At 40.3% G+C, this 20,875-nt stretch carries 17 protein-coding genes; 7 read left to right on the top strand and 10 right to left on the bottom strand.

The annotated features are described in order from the left end of the window. Positions 1-135: 135 nt before the first annotated feature. Together zwf and gnd are read left to right on the top strand one after the other, a co-directional pair. Positions 136-1,587: a glucose-6-phosphate dehydrogenase gene (zwf, locus tag B7E07_RS01360; RefSeq protein WP_080843704.1), complete on the top strand. Its 1,452-nt coding sequence runs from the start codon at positions 136-138 to the stop codon at positions 1,585-1,587. Between the two features lie 37 nt (positions 1,588-1,624). Beyond that, the gene (gene gnd, locus B7E07_RS01355; protein ID WP_080843703.1) at positions 1,625-2,521 is read left to right on the top strand and encodes a phosphogluconate dehydrogenase (NAD(+)-dependent, decarboxylating); all 897 of its coding nucleotides are present in this window, start codon (positions 1,625-1,627) and stop codon (positions 2,519-2,521) included. Between the two features lie 31 nt (positions 2,522-2,552). On the opposite strand, the gene B7E07_RS01350 is transcribed toward gnd, so the two are convergent. The 6 genes from B7E07_RS01350 to phnD all read right to left on the bottom strand — a co-directional run bounded on the left by B7E07_RS01350 (position 2,553) and on the right by phnD (position 8,181). Next, the gene (locus B7E07_RS01350) at positions 2,553-3,746 is read right to left on the bottom strand and encodes a class I SAM-dependent rRNA methyltransferase (RefSeq protein WP_080843702.1); all 1,194 of its coding nucleotides are present in this window, start codon (positions 3,744-3,746) and stop codon (positions 2,553-2,555) included. Positions 3,747-3,846: 100 nt separating this feature from the next. Continuing rightward, positions 3,847-4,944, bottom strand: a complete 1,098-nt coding sequence (locus B7E07_RS01345; protein WP_080843701.1) for an AI-2E family transporter — start codon at positions 4,942-4,944, stop codon at positions 3,847-3,849. A gap of 165 nt (positions 4,945-5,109) precedes the next feature. Beyond that, positions 5,110-5,709 (bottom strand): histidine phosphatase family protein, encoded by a 600-nt coding sequence (locus B7E07_RS01340; protein ID WP_080843700.1) that lies wholly within the window; start codon positions 5,707-5,709, stop codon positions 5,110-5,112. A 25-nt stretch (positions 5,710-5,734) separates the two neighbouring features. Continuing rightward, the gene (gene phnE / locus B7E07_RS01335) at positions 5,735-6,535 is read right to left on the bottom strand and encodes a phosphonate ABC transporter, permease protein PhnE (protein WP_257391370.1); all 801 of its coding nucleotides are present in this window, start codon (positions 6,533-6,535) and stop codon (positions 5,735-5,737) included. Then, entirely contained in the window at positions 6,528-7,292 is a 765-nt protein-coding gene (gene phnC / locus B7E07_RS01330; protein WP_080843699.1) for a phosphonate ABC transporter ATP-binding protein, read from the bottom strand. Before phnC ends, phnE begins: the two co-directional genes overlap by 8 nt. A gap of 13 nt (positions 7,293-7,305) precedes the next feature. Next, entirely contained in the window at positions 7,306-8,181 is an 876-nt protein-coding gene (gene phnD, locus B7E07_RS01325; RefSeq protein ID WP_080843698.1) for a phosphate/phosphite/phosphonate ABC transporter substrate-binding protein, read from the bottom strand. Positions 8,182-8,320: 139 nt separating this feature from the next. Between phnD and B7E07_RS01320 the strand changes: the two genes are divergently transcribed. From B7E07_RS01320 to B7E07_RS01300, 5 genes are all read left to right on the top strand, one after another. Continuing rightward, positions 8,321-9,202, top strand: a complete 882-nt coding sequence (locus B7E07_RS01320) for a LysR family transcriptional regulator (RefSeq protein ID WP_080843697.1) — start codon at positions 8,321-8,323, stop codon at positions 9,200-9,202. Between the two features lie 379 nt (positions 9,203-9,581). Beyond that, positions 9,582-10,655: an iron-siderophore ABC transporter substrate-binding protein gene (locus B7E07_RS01315; RefSeq protein WP_080843696.1), complete on the top strand. Its 1,074-nt coding sequence runs from the start codon at positions 9,582-9,584 to the stop codon at positions 10,653-10,655. Then, positions 10,648-11,688, top strand: coding sequence for a FecCD family ABC transporter permease (locus B7E07_RS01310; protein WP_066442066.1), 1,041 nt, complete (start codon positions 10,648-10,650; stop codon positions 11,686-11,688). The genes B7E07_RS01315 and B7E07_RS01310 overlap by 8 nt, the downstream gene beginning before the upstream one ends. Then, positions 11,685-12,716, top strand: a complete 1,032-nt coding sequence (locus B7E07_RS01305; protein ID WP_080843695.1) for a FecCD family ABC transporter permease — start codon at positions 11,685-11,687, stop codon at positions 12,714-12,716. Before B7E07_RS01310 ends, B7E07_RS01305 begins: the two co-directional genes overlap by 4 nt. Next, positions 12,716-13,522 (top strand): ABC transporter ATP-binding protein, encoded by an 807-nt coding sequence (locus tag B7E07_RS01300; protein ID WP_066442064.1) that lies wholly within the window; start codon positions 12,716-12,718, stop codon positions 13,520-13,522. Before B7E07_RS01305 ends, B7E07_RS01300 begins: the two co-directional genes overlap by 1 nt. Before the next feature lie 215 nt (positions 13,523-13,737). On the opposite strand, the gene B7E07_RS01295 is transcribed toward B7E07_RS01300, so the two are convergent. The 4 genes from B7E07_RS01295 to glpK form a co-directional block, all read right to left on the bottom strand. Beyond that, the gene (locus tag B7E07_RS01295; RefSeq protein WP_080843694.1) at positions 13,738-15,141 is read right to left on the bottom strand and encodes a glycoside hydrolase family 1 protein; all 1,404 of its coding nucleotides are present in this window, start codon (positions 15,139-15,141) and stop codon (positions 13,738-13,740) included. 11 nt (positions 15,142-15,152) lie between these two features. Further along, positions 15,153-17,036 carry a beta-glucoside-specific PTS transporter subunit IIABC gene (locus tag B7E07_RS01290; RefSeq protein WP_080843693.1) on the bottom strand — a complete coding sequence of 628 codons (1,884 nt, stop codon included), beginning with the start codon at positions 17,034-17,036 and terminating at the stop codon, positions 15,153-15,155. Between the two features lie 378 nt (positions 17,037-17,414). Next, a complete protein-coding gene (locus tag B7E07_RS01285) occupies positions 17,415-19,082 on the bottom strand; it encodes a glycerol-3-phosphate dehydrogenase/oxidase (protein WP_080843692.1) in 1,668 nt (555 codons plus the stop codon). Positions 19,083-19,324: 242 nt separating this feature from the next. After that, positions 19,325-20,815, bottom strand: a complete 1,491-nt coding sequence (gene glpK / locus B7E07_RS01280; RefSeq protein ID WP_080843691.1) for a glycerol kinase GlpK — start codon at positions 20,813-20,815, stop codon at positions 19,325-19,327. Between the last annotated feature and the right edge of the window lie 60 nt (positions 20,816-20,875).

Below are 20,875 nucleotides of genomic sequence, written 5' to 3'. Positions count from 1 at the left end.
CTTTCACCTGCTAACTATACATAATATACTGAGTTCGCAAAGCATTGTTCAACAGGGTTGTGACCCCTTAAAAGATACAAAAGACTGAAACTCCGTATCATTTGTTGTCATTTCAATAAGAAAGCAGGGCTGTTCATGGATTCTATGACATTTGTTTTATTCGGGGCAACAGGTGATTTAGCAAAAAGAAAAATCTATCCTGCACTGTTCACCTTATTTCTCGATCAAAAATTACCGAAATCCTTTTCAGTTATAGGGGTTGGAAGAAATAACTGCACTGACGCTGAATTTCAGGCTAAAGTAAAAGATTCACTTTATACTTTCTCAAGACACCTTTTAAACGACGTTTCCAAAAAACAGGAGTTTGTTAAACTATTTCATTACTGCCAATTAGATGTGACCGACCCAAAAGGCTATCAGGAATTGCTTAAATTAGCAGAAAAACATGAAGCAGAACAAAAAATTGCAGAGAATAGAATGTTTTACTTATCAGTTGCTCCGCAATTTTTTGATGTCATTGCTTTAAATATTAAGAGAAGTGGCTTAGGTACCACCAATGGCTGGAAGCGATTAATCATAGAGAAGCCATTTGGCCATGATGTATATTCTGCACAAGCCCTAAATGAAAAACTGAGCAGAACCTTTGAGGAAGAGGAAATCTTTCGAATCGACCATTATCTCGGAAAACCAATGGTACAAAACTTGGAGGCTTTCGTGCTTGCCAATCCACTGTTAAAAGCCATTTGGAACAATCAGTTTATCTCGAATGTCCAAATAACAGCCAGCGAAACGGTAGGAGTAGAAAATCGAGCGGACTATTATGATCATACTGGAGCCATTCGTGATATGGTTCAAAACCATCTGCTCCAGCTGCTTATGATGACGGCTATGCGCATCCCTGAGAAAAAGAGTGCTTATGATATCCGGAATGGGAAAAGAGAGGTAATGGAATCAATAAGACCATTAACTAAAGAGGATGCCAAAGCACAAATAGTAAGAGGACAATATCTCTCAGGTGAAATAAAGGGACAGCCCGTTGTTTCCTATAGCGAAGAAACAGGCGTTCAAGCCCAATCCAAAAATGATACTTTTATCGCTGCCCGCGTATGGATCGATCATCCTTACTGGAAGGGTGTACCTTTTTATATTCGAACAGGGAAACGAATGCAGGAAAAAACAACTAAGATTGTTGTTGAATTCAGAAATTCCAGTGATCTGGATTCTTTTGAGATAGAAAACATAAAACCAAACCTATTAACAATTAGCATTTTTCCAAACGAAGGCGTTTCGCTGCAGTTAAATAGCAAAAGTCTCATGAGTGGAAAGATTGAGCCTATTAATGTGCATTTCTCTGCCAGTCAGCGCGATTTGCCAGAAGCCTATGAACGATTGCTCTTTGATGCTCTCAGTGGAGATCCTACCTTTTTTGCTCATTGGGAGGAAGTTGAGAGCTCCTGGAAATGGGTTGAACCGATCCTGGAAGCATTTGAAGAAGATCTTGTTCCGCTGCACCTCTACACATCCGGATCAATGGGACCCCATGCTGCTCAAAAGCTGTTAGATGAATTTGGGCATAAATGGTGGTAAAAAATAGTACTGCAAAACGTTAAGGAGGACATGTCAGATGAAAGTTGGATTAATAGGGTTAGGGAAAATGGGCATGCAATTAGGACAAAATTTAATTGATCATAAACATGAGGTCGCTGCCTATGATCTGAATAAAATGGCAGTAGAAGAAATGAACCTCTACGGTGCGCACGGATTTGATAACCTAAGAGATCTTGTTCAAGCTTTAAATAAACCGCGTGTTCTCTGGCTGATGATTCCCCACACTGTTGTGGATCCTGTAATTCAAGAGATTGTGCCACACTTAGATAAAGGAGATATTGTCATTGATGCTGGCAATTCTCATTATAAAGAATCCTTGAGCCGATACAGCCAATTAAGAGAAAAGGGTATTCATTTTATGGATGTCGGTACTTCTGGCGGAATAGAAGGTGCCCGAAATGGAGCTTGTTATATGGTCGGCGGGGATAAGGAAGCATGGACAATAGTGGAGCCGATTTTTAAAGATACAGCGGTAGACAATGGATACCTTTATGCAGGTGAAGCAGGAAGCGGCCATTTCTTAAAAATGGTGCACAATGGCATTGAGTACGGCATGATGGCTGCTATTGGAGAAGGCTTTGAAATATTGGAGAAAAGCCAATTTGACTATGATTATGAAAAGGTGGCAAAGGTGTACAATAATGGATCCGTCATCCGTTCCTGGCTAATGGAATTAACGCAGCAGGCCTTTTCCAAGGACGCTAGACTGGATGAGATTAAAGGTATTATGCACTCTTCTGGAGAAGGCAAATGGACAGTTGAAACAGCTTTAGACCTGCAGACTGCTACACCAGTCATTGCGATGTCACTGCTTATGCGCTATCGTTCCCAGGAAACAGATACTTTCACTGGAAAAGTCGTTGCAGCCCTGAGAAATGAATTCGGCGGGCATGCGGTGGAAAAAAACCATTAAAACAAGGAAGGGATCACTCCCTTCCTCTTTACTATAAGCTTTTAACAAACACGACCTTCAAGTAATCTCCCTCAGGAAATGACTTAATCGTTTTAAAATCCTCAGGCAGAGAATATTCTTCCAGAAGCTCATACTTCTTATTGGATTCTTTAAAAGCCTGATCAATAAACCCTTTGAATTTATTCATATTGAAAGAGCTGGCATTTGTTGATGCTACGATGATCCCACCATCTTCTGTAATGGAGATTGTTTCCTTCAGAAGATTTTTGTAATCTTTTTCAGCACTGAATACCATCTTTTTTGACCGTGCAAAGCTTGGAGGATCGAGAATCACCATATCAAACTTCAACTGCTTTTTCACCGCATATTTAAAATAGCGGAATACATCTTCTACAATAATATCCTGTGCTTCATAGTCAATTCCATTTATACTGAATTGCTCTATTGTTTTGCTTAGGCTTCTATTTGCTAAATCAACACTAGTTGTCTTTTCAGCATCTCCTAAAGCGGCAAACACGGAAAAGGCACCTGTATAAGAAAAGGTATTTAATACTTTTTTGCCAGCCGCATACACGTCACGGATTTTTTTCCTTACTTCTCTTTGATCTAAAAAGACGCCAACCATTGCACTTTCATTTAAGTAAACCGCAAATTGAACTCCATTTTCTTTTACGATTATAGGGAAAGTACCTCTTTCTCCAGTAACAAAATCATCTTCCTCAATATATTTTCCACTCTCAGCAAACCGCTTCTTCTGATAGATTGCCTTGTACTGTACCAATTCCTGCAATGCCCCGATAATAGACTCCCGAAAGCTGTAAATCCCTTTACTATACCAATGGATTAAATAATAGCCATCAAAATACTCAATCGTTAAGCCGCCTAAACCATCACCCTCGCCGTTTACTATTCTGAAGGCAGTAGTATCCTGATTATTGAAAAATGATTTCCGGCTCTCAATGGCCTTCTTTAATTGCTTTATGAAAAAAGACTGGTCAATCTGCTCTTTTTCATTTCTTGTTAAAACCCATCCGTGTCCTTTGTTCTGCTTGCCATAATAGCCTTTTGCAATAAATCTGTTCTTTTCATCTACAAGCTTCACAATGGTACCCTCTTCAATCCCATCATGCAACTTCAGAACAGACTCCTTTGAGATCAGCGGATATCCTTCTTTGAATTTATTTACAAATTTGTTCTTAACCGTTAACGTGACATCTTGTTTCATCTTGTCATCCTATCAATTTTTAATATTTATGAAGCCCTCTGCATATACGCTATCATACCATTACAGAGCCTTATATCATAACAGCCTCTCTTGCCAAGCACTATTCCGTCTTTTTATTGTTGTTTTCCCTCACCCTTATTTTCCAAAGTCTGTATAAATAAATGACTAAAACCTTTACTACCGCATAAACCGGGATGACTAACACCATCCCTATAATTCCGATAAATCGCCCTGCCACCAGCACCAATGCCAAAACAGTTACTGGATGAATAGACATCTTTTTCCCAATAATTTGCGGCTGCACGATGATGCTCTCGACTTGCTGGATGACAACAATAATAATTAAAACCAATAGTGCCATCATCGGAGAATGAAGCAGACCAATTGTGGCGGAAGGAATCGCCCCGAGCCACGGGCCGAGATATGGAATAATGTTCGTCACCATACCAATGATGGCCAATATCAAGGCATAATCCAACCCAATGATTGAGAAGCCAGCAAAGTAAAGAACCCCCACAAATGAACAAACAATCAGGACACCTTGAATATAATTACTCAATGTTTCATCCATATTCGTCAGGATAGCGCCAACTTCACGCCGCTTTTCTTCATCAAAAAACTTTAAAAAGAATGTTGGAAGCTTTTCGCCTTCTTTTAACAAATAAAATAAAATAAACGGAACAATAAATACCAAAATGATTGTGCTAAATAAGGTACTAATTAGCTTTACACTCGTAGAAACCACGTCTCCAACAAGCCGGCCAACGACAGTGCCAACCTGATCAAGCTGGTCCTCCCAATTAAATAGCTCTTCTAAACCAAATCGCTGGACCATTTCATTTTGCTGTAAGGTAATCAGCTGCAAGCGGAGCTCTGATACGATATTCGGCATATTTATAATCAGATTATGAAATTGTCTCTCGATTTCAGGAACGATAAAATATAAGAAAGAAATGAGCAGGCCAATTAACACAACAAACAGAAGAACAATTGACAGCATCCTGGACATTCTTCTGCTCAATAATTGAATAACTGGTCTAAACATGTAAAAGAGAATTCCTGCAATTAAAATAGGGAAAAACAAGGTCTGTACAAACACACTTAGGGGTTTAAATATCCAGTCAATTAAAGTTCCTAAGTAAATAATCAGAAAAAACATGATAATGATTGAACCTGCTTTTAAGGTTTTTATGTACACCTGACATCCCCCTTGACCTCTATCTTCTAGGCACTTCCTGTTCCTTTTTATAGTAACACTTTAATGGTTTGCTTGTTTAATGACGACTTTGGAGTCAGACACGATTCAATAAGAAAAAATAAAGCCTTTCAAAGATTGTAACACTCTTTGAGAGGCTTTATTCCACTAATTCACCACAATATGGGGGGTGTCATTGTAGGTTTTGACTTGAAAGCTTTGATCAATCCAATCAAGCTGAGTGATCGCTGTATTTGCCAAGCGGCCTTTCCCGGTACCCATTTCACCATTAGTTATGAAATGGAGAAAAGCATTAATCGCTCCTCCATGAGAAACAATTAACGTTGGTGAACCCTTTGTCTTTACTGCAATAGAAGTAATAATTGCGGCCATTCTTTTCTGCATATCTTCTAACGATTCTATTCCATAAAGCATCTTCTCGCCGAAATTAACCTGATAATTCGGGATTAACTTTTCAATTTCCGCTATATATTTCCCTTCGAGCTCCCCATAATAACGTTCTCTTAAATTGATATCTGTTTTAATCATTTTATCAGTCATTTTTCTCACTAGTAATTGAGCTGTTTGTTTCGCCCGAAGTAAATCGCTCGTATATATATGCTCAAAAACAATTTGCTGCTGATGGAAATGTCCTTCTAATTGTTGTGCTTGTTCAATGCCTATTTTGCTTAGAGGGATATCCTTTTGCCCTTGTAATCTCTTTTGTAAATTCCATTCTGTTTCTCCATGGCGCACTAAAAAAAGCAATCTATGTTTCCTCCTTGTTCATTCCTTAAATTATCTTTTTTCGTATCACTGATGAAAGCTGTTCAACCATAACAACCACGATAAAAATAATGATAATAATCATAAATGCCTCATCATATTTCATTAAAGACATAGAAGTCGATAACTCAATCCCTATTCCTCCTGCACCAACAAGGCCAAGGACAACCGCTGAACGTATAGCTTTCTCTACAGAAAATAAACCTGTGGCAACGAAGGAAGGAAAACCGATTGGAATAATGGAAGCAGCGTAAATTCCTAAACGATTGCTGCCTGTAGACTGAATGGCCTCCACCGGACCCTTATCAATCTCCTCAATTCTCTCTGAAAAGAAACGGGCACAAAAAGCAATCGTATCTACCATAATCGTTAAGATCCCTGCGAATGAACCTAAACCGACAGATATTACAAATATGAGCGCCCATACTAAATCCGGCACAGTCCGCATAACAGATACCATGAACCGAAGGGCACGGCTAACCGCGACATGCGGAGTTGTATTTTGAGAAATCAATAGAGCAATTGGGAGACTAATGACTACACCAAGTACTGTACCAACAAGTGCTATTTCAAATGTCTCAAGCATCGCCATTAAAATACTATCCCAGCGGCTCATATCCGGCGGAAACGCCCTTGCAAGGAACGTGCCAATATTGGAGGCCCCTTCCCATACTCTATTTATTGATATGTTAGCGTTTACTACGCCTGAAATAAAAAACACTAGAAATCCTACCATCACAATCCAGCTCCAAACAGGAGGCATGGAAAAACGCGGAGGCATACTGCTTTTATTCGTACGGTTAGACATTTTCAAGCAGCTCCTTTTCTCCCTCATACAGCCAAGCAAATGAACGAGGGGTATGATGATGTGATTTCTTCTCATCCATAACAAGCCTTCCGCTGCTTAATCCAACAAACCTATTTCCATATTCTGCAGCTAAGTCAAGCTGGTGAAGCGTGCAGATTAACGTCATCCCCTGTTCCTTTGCCACTTCAATCAATAAGTCCATTACTTCTACTCCTGCCTTGGGATCAAGAGATGCAATTGGCTCATCTGCCAGAATAATAGATGGCTCTTGCATCAACATTCTCGCTATCGCTACCCGCTGCTGCTGTCCGCCGGAGAGCTGGTCAGCCCGTCTCGACGCCAAGTGATCAAGATTAACCCGCTCCAGACAACTCATGGCTTTCTCACGTAGTGCTTTTTTGGCAAATGGGTGGAGTGTCGAAACTACTAATGGATGCCGTCCAAGTGCTCCAAATAGGACATTCTGAAAAACAGATAAGTTAGGGATTAAATGAAACTTTTGGAATACATGACCCATTTTTTTACGTAAATTTCTCATCTGCCTTCTTCCACCATGGGAAATAGACTCACCACTTAATAAAATATCACCGGATGTAGCAGCCTCTAATCCCCCAATCGTTCGTAATAACGTCGATTTTCCTGAACCATTATGACCCAGTAAAATGACTAATTCTCCCGCTTGTATATTCATGTCAATAGAAGACAATGCCACCGTTCCATCATTAAACCTTTTCGTAACCTGTTTTACCTGCAGCATGAATGTCCTCCAACTAATTGACTTCGATTCCTAATTTTTCATAGATCTTTCGCAGATCATCGTAATCTTCATCGTTCACAATTACAAATTCACTTTCTGAATAATGATCATGCTCACCTGTTGTGATCATACTTTCAAGCAGCTGATCCTGCCCCTCTATCATTTGCTGCCTAAGCTCTTCCACTTGTTCTTCGGAAAATTCCTCACTAGCTACAAAAAGATCATTTGGCAGGTCGTCACTTTCGGCTAGTACCCGTACATTCTCGGCACCCCATTCTTCCACTAAATCGTTATAGCGGGAAAGAGAAAATGCAACCGCATCTGTTTCACCTGCTTTAAATGCTTCTACAAATGTTTCTCCCAGCATTAGTGTTTCTACATCCTTTTCGGGGTCAAGACCAGCATCCATTAACATTCCCACAGGCGCAACATGTCCTGATGTTGAACCGATGTCTTTCATCGCAATCGTTTTCCCCTTGAGTTCTTCAATACTTTGTATTTCACTGCTTGCAGGAACTGCAATGACACTGCGATATCCAGGTCTTGTAATACCAACAACACCTTTTACATTGATTGCGTTTTTCATTGTCACATATTCACCTGGACCAGTAAGCACTAAATCAACTTGACCAAACTCCATTGCTGTAGTAGCAGCCGTTCTGTTTGAAATAGAGAAGAATTCTATTTCCTTTCCTGTAGCTGCTCCTAATGCATCTTTAAATGGCCCAAATTCTCTTTTCAGCTCTTCCATTCCTTCAGCACCTGTATCTACAAACCGTATTGTTTCGAGTGCAGCCTCTTCTGTCTTGGTCCCAGCCTGACTTTCTACACCGCAGGCAGTAAGTATACCCATTAAACCAAGTAGCACTGACAATCTTTTAAGCTTCATTAAAAATCCTCCCTTTTCTGTGTTAATTCCACTATACAAAGGGATCGTTAACTAAAAATTAACAAGCTGTTAAGCTACTATTAATATTTCTTTTATAAAATATTAGAATTCGATAGATTTTTTCTATAGGAGGAGTTTTATGTTTACTTTACAGCAATACGAAATTTTACAAGCGATCCATAAAGAAGGACAGCTGACAAAAGTAGCAGAGCACCTTAAATTGAGTCAGCCTACCATTACATTTCACATTAAGAAGATGGAAGAAAAGTGTCAGCTTGCCCTCGTTGAATATAGGGGCAGAAGAACAATGCTCACCTCCACAGGTAAAATACTGCTTCCATATATAGAAAAGATATTGCAGGTCCACAATCAAGCCAAACAAACCTTGTTAGATATACAGCATGTCCAGCAAGGATCTATTATGATCGGAGTAAGCAATACCGTAGCAAGTTCTATCATTCCTTCCGCCCTGCCAAACATTTACGAACAGTTTCCAGAATCAGAGATAAAGATACATGTACATAACGCTCGAGCAATTCGGGAAATGCTCCATGACTATAGCATTGATATTGGGATCGTAGTTGCTCATAGAGAGGATGTCGATGAATTTATTTCCATTCCGATCAAGGAGGATCCGATAGGAATTGCCATGAATAGTCAGCATCCGCTTGCTTCCTATTCTTTAGAGCTTCCGCAACTGTTCAAGAATGAGAGAGTGCTGCTTAGAGAAGAAGATTCCACGACGACAAAGACTTTCCGCAAGTGGTGTGACAAAGAAGAGCTTCAGTTTCGATATGAGTTAGAAATTCAAAGCGCTGAGGCTATAAAGAAATCCATTCTTGCTAATGCAGGGATTGCCGTTGTGTCTAAACTCTCAGTAGAGCAGGAGATCAAAGAAGGATCTCTCCTTTTTAAGGAGTTTGACGCAAATAAACGTCGCTCTGTCTTTCTGATTTACCATCCAAACCGAAGACTATCTCCTATTCAGAAGGGAATTATCGAGCTAATAGAAGACCTGTGAAGTGGTGAATAGCTTAGACCAAATGATATTAACGACCTGTTGTATATATTCAATCTAAGTTTTTATTTAGCAGGAAAGGTGGTTTTTGCACCTTTCCTGCTTGCATTACCACAATATTCTCTGAAAAGACAGCATTCTATGAAAATTTCATTGACACTTTAACTGATAACGATTATCATTGAAAATGAATTTCATTACCAAATATTTTTTCAAAGAGTTTTGCAATACTCTTCATTTTTACTGATGGCTAACCCTATTTACATAGATTTATAACCGCTTTCAAATAAATGAAGAAAGTAATCCATTAAAGCAAAGGTTTAAAATGATTGCAGGCATTGCGAGTACTACTAACTTAATGACGAAAAGGATGAGAAAAAGAATGAAAGCGAACAAAAAATTTATTACCTTCATTATTTTTGCTATGACCCTATTCCTGCTTGCTGCATGTTCTGGTCAGGATTCTGATACAGCTTCAAATGAGAATGAGAGTAACTCAGATTCGTCCGAAGAGACAAATGCTACCGAAGATGAAAACTCTGAGTATCCAATTACGATTGAGCATGCTTTTGGTGAAACGGTTATTGAAAGCAAACCTGAACGTGTTGCTACTGTTCAATGGGCAAACCATGATGTAGCTCTTGCTCTTGGTGTTGTGCCTGTAGGTTTTTCAGCTGCAAACTTTGGTGTTCAGGATGACAGTGGTTTATTGCCTTGGACAGCGGAAAAGCTTGAGGAGCTTGGGGAAGAAAACCCGAATGTTTTCCAAGATACAGATGGTCTTGATTTTGAAGCGATTTCTGATTCAGATCCAGATGTCATTTTAGCAGCATACTCAGGCATCACCCAGGAAGACTATGATTTATTAAGTCAAATTGCTCCAGTTGTTGCATATCAAACAGGACCTTGGGCTACAACATGGCGTGAGCAAGTTCTTCTTAGCGCAACTGGTATGGGCATGAAGGAAGAAGGAGAACAGCTGATTGCAGACACGGAGAATTTAATTAAGGAAAAAGCTGCTGAACATCCTGAAATGGAAGGGAAAAAGGTTGTGTGGGTAAACTTCTCAGCTGATGATATGTCAAAACTTCACCTTTACACACCTGCAGATCCGCGTGGAGAATTCTTAATGGAGCTGGGAATGGAGTATCCTGAAAGTGTTACAAACGAGATTACAGATCCATCTAGTTACTCTTTAAGTTTAAGTGCTGAGAATGCTGATTTACTTCATGATGCTGATTTAATTGTTGGCTATGGAGATGATAGTTTATATGAAGCCGTAAAAGCTGATCCTCTATTAGGAAAGATTCCTGCCATTGAAAGAGGTTCTGTGGTATTCATTAATGGTACCTCTCCATTAGGAGCAGCTGGCAACCCGAATCCGCTTGCAATTGACTATACGATTGATGAATATTTAGAGTTAATCGGAGGAGCTATTGAAAAGATAAATGAGTAGTTTAACAGATCAAACTATAAAGCAGAAAAATGCGTATTTACCAAAAAACTTCATAATCGTATTGACTGCTTGTTTGATCCTGCTTGGTGTATGTATAGTCGCCTCTCTGGCGCTTGGCTCTCGTACTGTGAGCTGGAATGAACTGATGGCTGGCTTATTTCACAACGACGTTGACTCCTATGGGGCCAGCGTCGTTCGTCAGAGAATCAGCCGGACCATTTTCAGTTTATTTTGCGGTGCAGCACTTGGTGTTTCCGGAGCGCTTATGCAGGCTGTTACACGTAATCCCATTGCAGATCCAAGCATTCTAGGAGTCAACACAGGCGCATCCCTTTTCGTTATTTGCGGACTCGCATTCTTTAACATTAGTACTGCGGGTGAATATATGTGGCTGGCAATAGCTGGGGCGATGGTTACAGCTGTATTTGTATATGGTATTGGCTCTATGGGGCGTGGGGGTGCCACGCCTCTTAAGCTTGTTTTGGCTGGTGCCGCGACAAGTGCAGCACTTTCATCCCTTGTCAGTGCTATTATGATTCCACGCTCTTACGTAATGGATCAATTTAGATTTTGGCAAGTGGGCAGTGTTGGGTCTGGAAACTGGGAGTCCATTTCTCTCTTTTTGCCATTTCTCATTACCGGCCTTGTCATTGGAACCCTGGCAGCTTCAGCCTTAAATGCCTTGGCGCTAGGTGATGATGTAGCAACAGGATTAGGCGTGCGTACAGGAACGCTAAGAATTATTGCCGCTTTTGCCGGGGTACTTCTATGTGGTGCAGCAACTGCACTTGCTGGTCCAATTGGCTTTGTTGGTTTACTGGCTACGCATGTAATCCGTCTGATGATTGGTCCTGATCTTCGTTTCGTTATTCCAATGGCCGCCCTTTCAGGAGCCATTATATTAACCATTTCTGACGTAGCAGGCAGGCTTATCGGCAGTCCTGGAGAACTGGAAGTTGGAGTTGTAACTGCCTTTATCGGTGCTCCAATCCTGATTATTATAGCAATGAAAGCGAAAGTGCGTTCACTATGAAAAAAAATTCTATTGAAATCATCAAACAAGGCAGACGTCTTAGACGCCGCCGCTGGATATTGGTCACTAGCCTCCTCTTTATTCTTGCAATCGTCCTTTGCTGTGCCATGCTTTTACTGGGAAACACGATCTACCCAGTAAACGATGTCATTCGCACTCTTTCTGGCGAACAAATTAAAGGGGTAACATTTGCTGTTAATACCATCCGTCTGCCGCGGATGCTGGCGGGTCTTTTTGCCGGCTTTGCTTTCGGTATAGCAGGATACATCTTTCAAACGATGCTGCGCAATCCACTTGCAAATCCTAATGTTATCGGAATTACATCTGGTTCAAGTGCAGCAGCAGTCTTTTGCATTGTTATACTTCATACCAGTAATACGGTAGTTTCCATTGTCTCTGTGATTGCTGCACTTATAACCGTTATACTCATTTACTTATTATCTAAAGGAAGAACGTTTTCCATCGGCCGTCTTATTTTAGTGGGGATTGGGATCCAGGCAATGCTGGACGCTTTCATTTCATATGTTCTTTTAAAAGGTGATCAGCAGGACATCCCGGCAGCCATCAGATGGCTGAGCGGCAGTCTTAATGGATCACAAATGGATGAACTTCCTCCTCTTGTAATCGCCGTACTGATTTGTACACCTATTGTCCTTTTATTAGGGAAACATTTAAGTATATTAGAGCTTGGTGAACAAGCTGCGACTACTTTAGGCGTAAGAACAGACCTTGCAAGAATATTATTAATTGTCAGCTCGGTCTGCATGATTGCACTTGCTACTGCAACGACTGGTCCTATTGCCTTTGTTTCATTTCTGGCCGGACCAATTGCGAAAAGAATTGTCGGTATTGGTTTTTCCAGCATCATCCCTGCAGGCCTTGTTGGTGCAAATCTCGTCTTGGCAGCAGATCTGATCGGTCAATTCGCATTTGAAGTCAGATTCCCTGTAGGAATCATAACAGGAATACTCGGAGCGCCATATCTGATCTTCTTGCTCATCCGAATGAATCGAAAGGGAGACTTATGATGATATCACCGCATGTGTTTAAAGCAGAAAAAATTGAAGCTGGCTATGAAAATAAGAAAATTTTACATGAAGTAAGCTTAACCATTCCGAGCAACAAAATAAGTGTTATTATTGGCGCAAATGCCTGCGGGAAATCGACGCTTTTAAAAACATTGGCACGGCTAATCAAGCCCACTTCCGGCAGCATCACGCTTGATGACAAACCGATCAGTAAGATTCCCGCTAAAGAATTAGCCAGAATTGTTGGGCTGCTGCCGCAATCTCCAATTGTGCCAGAGGGAATATCAGTGGCAGATTTGGTTGGCAGAGGCAGGTTTCCTCACCAATCCTTATTTAGCGGATGGACGAAAAAAGATTATGAAGCGGTCGCAGATGCCATGGATATTATGAATATCACCGAGCTTGCCAACCGCAATATTGATGAGCTTTCCGGTGGTCAAAGACAGCGTGTCTGGATTGCCATGGCCTTAGCACAGCAAACAGATATTTTGTTTCTTGATGAACCAACCACCTTCTTAGATATTACGTATCAGGTTGAAATTCTTGATCTGCTGACAGATCTAAATCGAAAGCGCGGAACAACCATTGTTATGGTTCTGCACGATATTAATTTATCCGCCCGTTATGCTGATTATATTTTCGCGATGCACAGCGGAAAGCTGGCAGCGGAGGGGAAACCATCGGATGTAATCACAAGCACCTTGATTAAAGACATCTTTGGTCTTAACTCTACTGTGATTGAAGATCCTGTTTCAGGATCGCCAAATGTAGTGCCTATCGGACGCTATCATGCTGATAGAGTATAAACTTAGAATGGGTTGCAGGAATCTTACTTGAGGAAGATTCCTCAGCCTTTGAAAACCACTGCCGAATTAAAAAAACTCCTCTAAATCGTTTAGAGGAGTTTTATCATATTAGTGATTCGTTTAGATGATTAAATAGATTTTATCTGCTCTGCCAAAAATATCAATGAGTTGTTCATCATTTTTTAGAATCTGTCTGGCTATTTTTCTTCGATGGATTAGTTTAGTCCATTGTTTTTGATTACCTCTTGATACCAGTGAAAGCTATCCTTTTTAATTCTGCGCAATTCCTTTTCATTAAAATCATCTCGGTCTACATAAATAAATCCATAACGTTTCATAAAGCCTTGGCGAGAACTTAATAAATCCATCACAGACCATGGGCAATACCCAAATAGTTCTACACCATCCGCAATCGCATCATTACATGCTGCAATATGACTTTTTAAGTATTCAATACGGTAATCGTCATGAACCTTGCCGTCTTCTGTCAGCTGGTCTCCTGTTCCCAGGCCATTTTCAGTAATAATTAATGGTAAGCGATATTTTTCATAATAATCATTTAACACTAGTCTTAATCCCATTGGATCTACTTGAATTCCGTAATCAGTAACTACTAAATTTGGATTCTTTTCAATCTTAAAGTATCCATATAAGTCAAAGTCAATATCGTTCACCTTTGTTCCAAATGGATTGGCTTCATCTGCCGGCAAATAGCTGGCAACAAGAGTGCGATAGTAGTTTAAAGCAATAAAATCCGGTTTCGCTGCCTTTAGAATTTCAGCATCTTCAGGTTTTGTTATAGGGTAAATATCACATTTTCTAAGATACTCTTTATAATAGCCAGGATAATCACCATAACAATACATCTCTAATGCGTAGTTTGTTTTAAAGTTGTCATTCATGCGTGCTGCCCATACATCTTCCGGACGGTTTGAGCTGGGATATGTCATCGTAGAAGACACCGCTGGACCGATTTTTGCATCTGGCAGCATTTCATGGCAGGCATTTGTTGCGAGTGCATGTGCAACAAACATATGGTAGTCCATCTGTGCTCTCATTCTTTCTACCTGATCAGCCGGAACATCATACATATTCATTCGAATATTCACTCGTACCATAAGGTTTTGCTCATTATTCACTTGCCAATGCTTCACACGATCGCCAAACGCTCCATAACAAACCTTTGCATACTTCTCAAACGCATATACAGATTCACGGCTCTCCCAGCCATTGTACTTTTCAACTAGAGCAAAAGGAAGGTCAAAGTGATATAGAGTCACAAATGGTATGATGTCATTCTCTAGTAAGAAATCAATTACATCATTATAGAATTCAATTCCCTTTTGGTTGACTTCTCCGTCTCCATCTGGGATGATTCTTGCCCAGGAAATGGAGAATCGGTATGTTTTTAAACCCAGTTCTTTCATTAATAAAATGTCTTCTTTATAATTATGGTAAAAATCACTTGCAACCGTGGTATCGGCTTGTACATCTGATTTCATAAATGAATTATGATCCGCAACTGTTTTCCCTTTTCCATCTTGATCCCATGCACCTTCGATTTGAAAAGCGGAGGATGAAGCTCCCCACCAGAAGTCCTCTTTAAAATAATTTTTCATCTATAACACTCCTATGCTTTAATTAATAATAATTGTCCTTCAGGTGTTGCTATGTCATTTTCTCTAAATGTAACACTTTGATACTGTGTTGAATTCGTTATAATAATCGGAGTACTAAGATCATAGCCTTTTGCTTCCATATCTTTTATATCAAAGGAAACAATTTTTGTCCCCTTTTTAATTTCATCGCCTGCTTGGATATGTGCCTTGAATCCCTCGCCCTTAAGTTGAACTGTATTCAAGCCAATATGTATCAGCATTTCTACTCCATTTTCAAACTGTAAACCAATAGCATGCAAAGTTGGATATAAGGTTGTCACTTTACAATCCATTGGTGCGACAACTTCTCCGATCTCAGGATAAATCGCAATTCCTTCACCTAATGCTCCTGAAGCAAAAACTTCATCATTTATTTGTGATAAAGGAAGTACTGTTCCTTGCAGAGGTGACGGGATTTCAATATCTCCATCTGCTTTAATGGCTCCTGGAACAACTTTATCCGTATGTTTTGGTGCTTCATCCACTTCTGCATCTTCCGGCACATCTTTAAATCCAAATATTATGGTCATTGCAGCAGCACCAAAAAATGCAATTGCGATCCCGATCAAATAACATAAGAAAGCCTTTGTACCTGCTTCAATATATACCGGAATGGTTAAAACCCCTTGGTTCGCAAAGGCTGTACCGTATGAGCCTCCCCAGCCCATTAAAGCCCCGCCTAACGCACCGCTGATGACTGCGTAGATCATTGGTTTTTTCAGTCGCAGGTTTACACCGTATATAGCTGGTTCAGTGATACCAAATAGAGCTGTTATCGTGGAAGTAGCTGCTAGTGTTTTAAGTTTTTTATTCTTTGTCTTTAAGAACACCCCTGCTGCTGCTCCTGCTTGAGAAAAGTTAGCTGCACCAGCGAAAGCTAATAGATTCTGCTGGCCGGTTTTTGCGACATCATTGATGCCGATTGGAACAATTGCTTTATGTGCGCCAAAGATCACCAGCACACACCAGATTCCGCCTATAAATGCTCCTAATAAAATGGGGCTAATGTCCATAATGACATAATAAAGCCAGTTAATGAAATCTCCTATATAAATGCCAATAGGACCAAAAACAATTAAAGTGGCAGGTACCATGACCAATAATGTAAAAGTAGGTACCATGATAATCTTTAGAACTTCAGGTATCACACGCTCAAAGAAACGCTGAACATAAGCCATGATAAAAATTGCAATGATAATTGGAATTACGGTAGAAGTATAGTTAGCTTCTGTTATGCCAATCCCAAATAAGGTAACAGGATTTTCGCTAGTCATTAATGCAACAATGTCAGGGTAACATAGGGTTGCTGCTAATACCATTGCAATAAATTCATTTGCTTTAAACACCTTTGATGCGGCATAACCGATCACAATTGGGAAGAAGTAAAACACTGCGCTTGATGCAGCATTCAAGATAATGTACGTATTGTACTCTTTAATATCAATGCCGTAATAGCGAGTAGCGATCATGACCGCAAGAGCTAGAATCCCTTTGATCATGCCGGATGCAGCGATTGCTGGAATGATTGGTGTAAAAATAGCCGTTACTGTATTTAAAATCCGGCTCCCAATAGAACTTTTCTCTTCTTTCTTTCCTTGAGGACTGCCTAAGTCATCCAAATGCTGCATAATGTGTGCGTACACATCTTCTACTTTATTTCCTATAACCACCTGGAATTGGCCTGCACTCTCTACAACCGAGATAATTTCGTCCATATTCTCCAAGTTTTCTTTATTGGCTTTTTCTACACTTTTCAGTATAAAACGCAAGCGGGTATAACAATGTGTTAATTGCGATATGTTTTCTTTCCCTCCAACATTCGTTAAGATGTCTTGGGCCAATTGCTTTATATTCATCCTCTTAGCTCCTTCACTAGATTAATCCGCTGGCCAACGGGTAAGGAGACACTAAAACAAAAAAAGATCAAATATACACAAATACCCCATTAGAGAGCGAAAATACTCTATGGTTATTTGGTGTACATTTGATCTAGCCTGCTTTACCAGTAACATGTCAAAGTGTATCCCGTCATTAACTAAGCTATAATATATCAAGGTTTCATTTTGTTAGCAAGATTTTTTTATCACAGTTTCCTTCATTCAAAAGTATTTTATTCCTGCGCATGTTTTAATGAAGATCTTAAAGATTATTATTCTGTTAACACGAGCAAGGATATAAAAACTAAGTCCAGCTAGAGATTATACTCTGCTGGATTTAGTTTGGTTTAAATTGATTTAAAACTCTTCCTTAGCAATCGGATGTGATGCTTCATAAATGAACTGCTCCAGTTCCTCTTTATATTCTAATTCCTGCTCATTGCTCCAGTTAAAGACTTTTTTCATATACTGGATAACTGATTCCTTATGCGCTTGAACCCAGGCAATATTGAAAAAGAGGGCACTGGTTCTTCGAATAAAGAAGTCTGCAGGCTTATAGACCTGCTCATCATTTATGGCATACGTTAAACAAGCATAAACGACTGGGTCAAGATTTTCTGCTAATGCTTTGCCGGCATTATTCTGATAAATAGAATACACTTGATCTACATTTGATCCATAGCGCTGTACTAATTTTTCCGCTTCAGCTTCTGTCAGACCTAGCTTCTTGCCTTCTTCTACCTTGCTCTGTGCAAATGCGATGAATCCTTTCGAACCGCCTACATCACCGCCGGAAATGGTCATATGCTTTGTTTGTGTTCCAGGAAATTCTCTTCTTTCTTCTTTGTGGAGCTGCTCCGCCACTAAGTCAACAATGTTTTCCGCCATTTTACGGTAGCCTGTCAATTTCCCTCCAGCTATGGAGATAAATCCTGATTCTGAAACAAAAATTTCATCTTTTCTTGAAATTTCAGATGGAGACTTTCCATCCTCATGTATCAATGGTCTAAGCCCAGCCCAGCTTGATTCCACATCCTCTGCTGTAATCTTCACTTCTGGAAACATAAAATCAATTGCTTTTAATACATAATCACGATCTTCAACCGTCATTTTTGGATGAGCAATATCTCCCTTATAAACGGTATCTGTCGTACCAACATATGTCTTGCCTTCTCTTGGAATGGCAAATACCATGCGTCCATCTGGTGTATCAAAGTATACTGCCTGTTTTAACGGAAAACGGCTTTGATCAAAGACAAGGTGAATTCCTTTTGTCAGCTGCAGTGATTTTCCCTTTTTTGACTTGTCAATCTCCCTTAGAGTATCTACCCACGGACCTGCAGCATTCACAATTTTCTTTGCCATAATCTCCTGCACTGATCCATCCGTTAAATCTTCGGCTACTATCCCAACCACTTTACTGTTTTCATACACTAGGTCAATGACCTTCATATAGTTGAGAGCCAATGCACCTTTTTCAACAGCCTTTTTCATCACTTCAAGGGTCAGGCGGGCATCGTCTGTCTTGTATTCTACATAATAGCCTGCACCTTTCATTCCCTCTCTTTTCAATAATGGCTCACGTCTTAACGCATCCTCTGGGGTAAACATTTTTCTTCTTTCACTCTTTTTAACACCCGCTAGAAAATCGTACACCCTTAAGCCAATATTTGTTGTAAAAGGCCCAAAGGTTCCTCCTTTATAGAAAGGCAGCAGCATCCATTCCGGTGTTGTTACATGTGGACCATTTTCATATACAATGGCTCTTTCCTTTCCTACTTCAGCCACAACTCCAACTTCAAATTGCTTTAAATAGCGTAATCCGCCATGGACAAGTTTTGTCGATCTGCTTGAAGTGCCGGCTGCAAAATCCTGCATTTCTACAACAGCAGCTTTCATTCCACGCGCAACCGCATCCAGTGCAATTCCCGCGCCAGTGATTCCGCCTCCAATCACAAGTATATCCAAAGGTTCTGTTTGCATTTGAGCTTTAACGTCTTGTCTTACTAAGTTTGTGAATTTCATACAAGTCAATCCTCTCATTTTATGTTCTTCATTCACTATGTCATTAAAAGCTATTAAACAATGTTTTAGTTCCTGCTTGCTGAAGGTACAAAAAAAGAGACCACAAACCAACCCTGCTTTTCGTTTCCAAAAAAGGGTGATTGTGGTCTCTCGAGATCTCCAGCCAAGTAATATTAACTTATCTTTAGTATAACATTTGATGAATAACTTTTAAAGTTTTACGTTACAGCAATTGTAAAAATCTATCTATACTCACGAGTTGCTTTGACCGCCTTTTTCCAGCCATTGTAGAGCAGTTCTCGCTTTTCGTCAGCCATATTGTCTGTAAAGGTGCGATCCTTTCTCCATTGCTGAGCAATTTCTTCCTTTTCGGACCAGAAATCAACTGCAAGGCCAGCAAGAAAAGCAGCGCCTAATGCTGTGGTTTCATTCACAACAGGGCGGTCAACAGGAACTCCTAAAATATCGCTTTGGAATTGCATTAACAAGTCATTTTGAACAGCACCGCCGTCCACACGCAATGATTTTAAATCAATGCCAGAGTCTGCTGTCATTGCATCCAATACATCTCTTGTCTGGTAGGCAAGAGACTCCAATGTCGCACGAATAAAGTGCTCCTTTGTTGTACCGCGTGTCAGGCCAAATACGGCTCCGCGGGCATCACTGTCCCAATAAGGGGTACCCATTCCTACAAAGGCAGGTACCATATATACGCCTTCAGTTGATTCTACTTTGCTGGCATACTCTTCGCTTGCCTTGGCACTGTCAATCATTCTCATTCCATCACGCAGCCATTGAATAGCAGATCCAGCGACAAATATACTACCTTCCAGAGCGTATTCAACTTTCCCGTCAACACTCCACGCAATCGTCGTAAGAAGTCCATGCTCCGACTTCACTCCTTCACTGCCGGTGTTCATTAACATAAAGCAGCCTGTTCCATACGTATTTTTTGCCATGCCCTTTTCAAAACATGCCTGGCCAAACAATGCTGCTTGCTGATCGCCGGCAATACCGGCAATAGGTACATTGTGACCAAAGAAATGGTAGTCTACTGTATGTGCGTAAACCTCTGAAGACTGACGGACTTCAGGCAGCATGCTCTTTGGTATATCTAAAATTTCCAGCAGCTCATCATCCCATTGCAGATCATAAATATTAAACATAAGTGTCCGGGAAGCGTTTGAATAATCGGTTACATGCACCTTGCCGCCTGAAAGCTTATAGACCAGCCAAGTATCAATGGTACCAAACAAAAGCTCTCCTTTATTGGCTTTCTCTCTGGCACCTTCCACATGATCAAGAATCCATTTTACTTTCGTCCCAGAAAAATAGGGATCTAAAAGAAGACCTGTTTTACTGTTAAATAATTCATTATATCCTTTGTCACGCAGTTCCTGGCAAATGCCTTCCGTTTGGCGCGACTGCCAGACGACCGCATGATGTATTGGCTTTCCAGTGTTCTTATCCCAAATAACCGTTGTTTCACGCTGGTTTGTAATGCCTATTCCTGCTACTTCCCCTGGCTCCACATCTGCCTTTCGCAGCACAGATGCAATACAAGCAAGGATGGAAGTCCAAATTTCATTTGCATCATGCTCTACCCAGCCTGGTTTCGGAAAAAATTGTTCAAACTCCTGCTGAGCTGTCCCAACAATTTCCCCCTTTTTATTAAAAAGAATAGCACGGGAGCTTGTTGTTCCTTGATCCAATGCTAATATATATTTTCCCATCCGTATTCCTCCTCTTTTATCCATCATTCCTTGCCATACTCTTTCAGGTGGCTGTTTGTG

The organism is Cytobacillus gottheilii, from assembly GCF_900166665.1.
Lineage (GTDB): Bacteria > Bacillota > Bacilli > Bacillales > Cytobacillaceae > Cytobacillus > Cytobacillus gottheilii_A.
The sequence above is the reverse complement of the archived record's forward strand: the minus strand, read 5'-3'. Positions and strand labels throughout refer to the sequence as shown.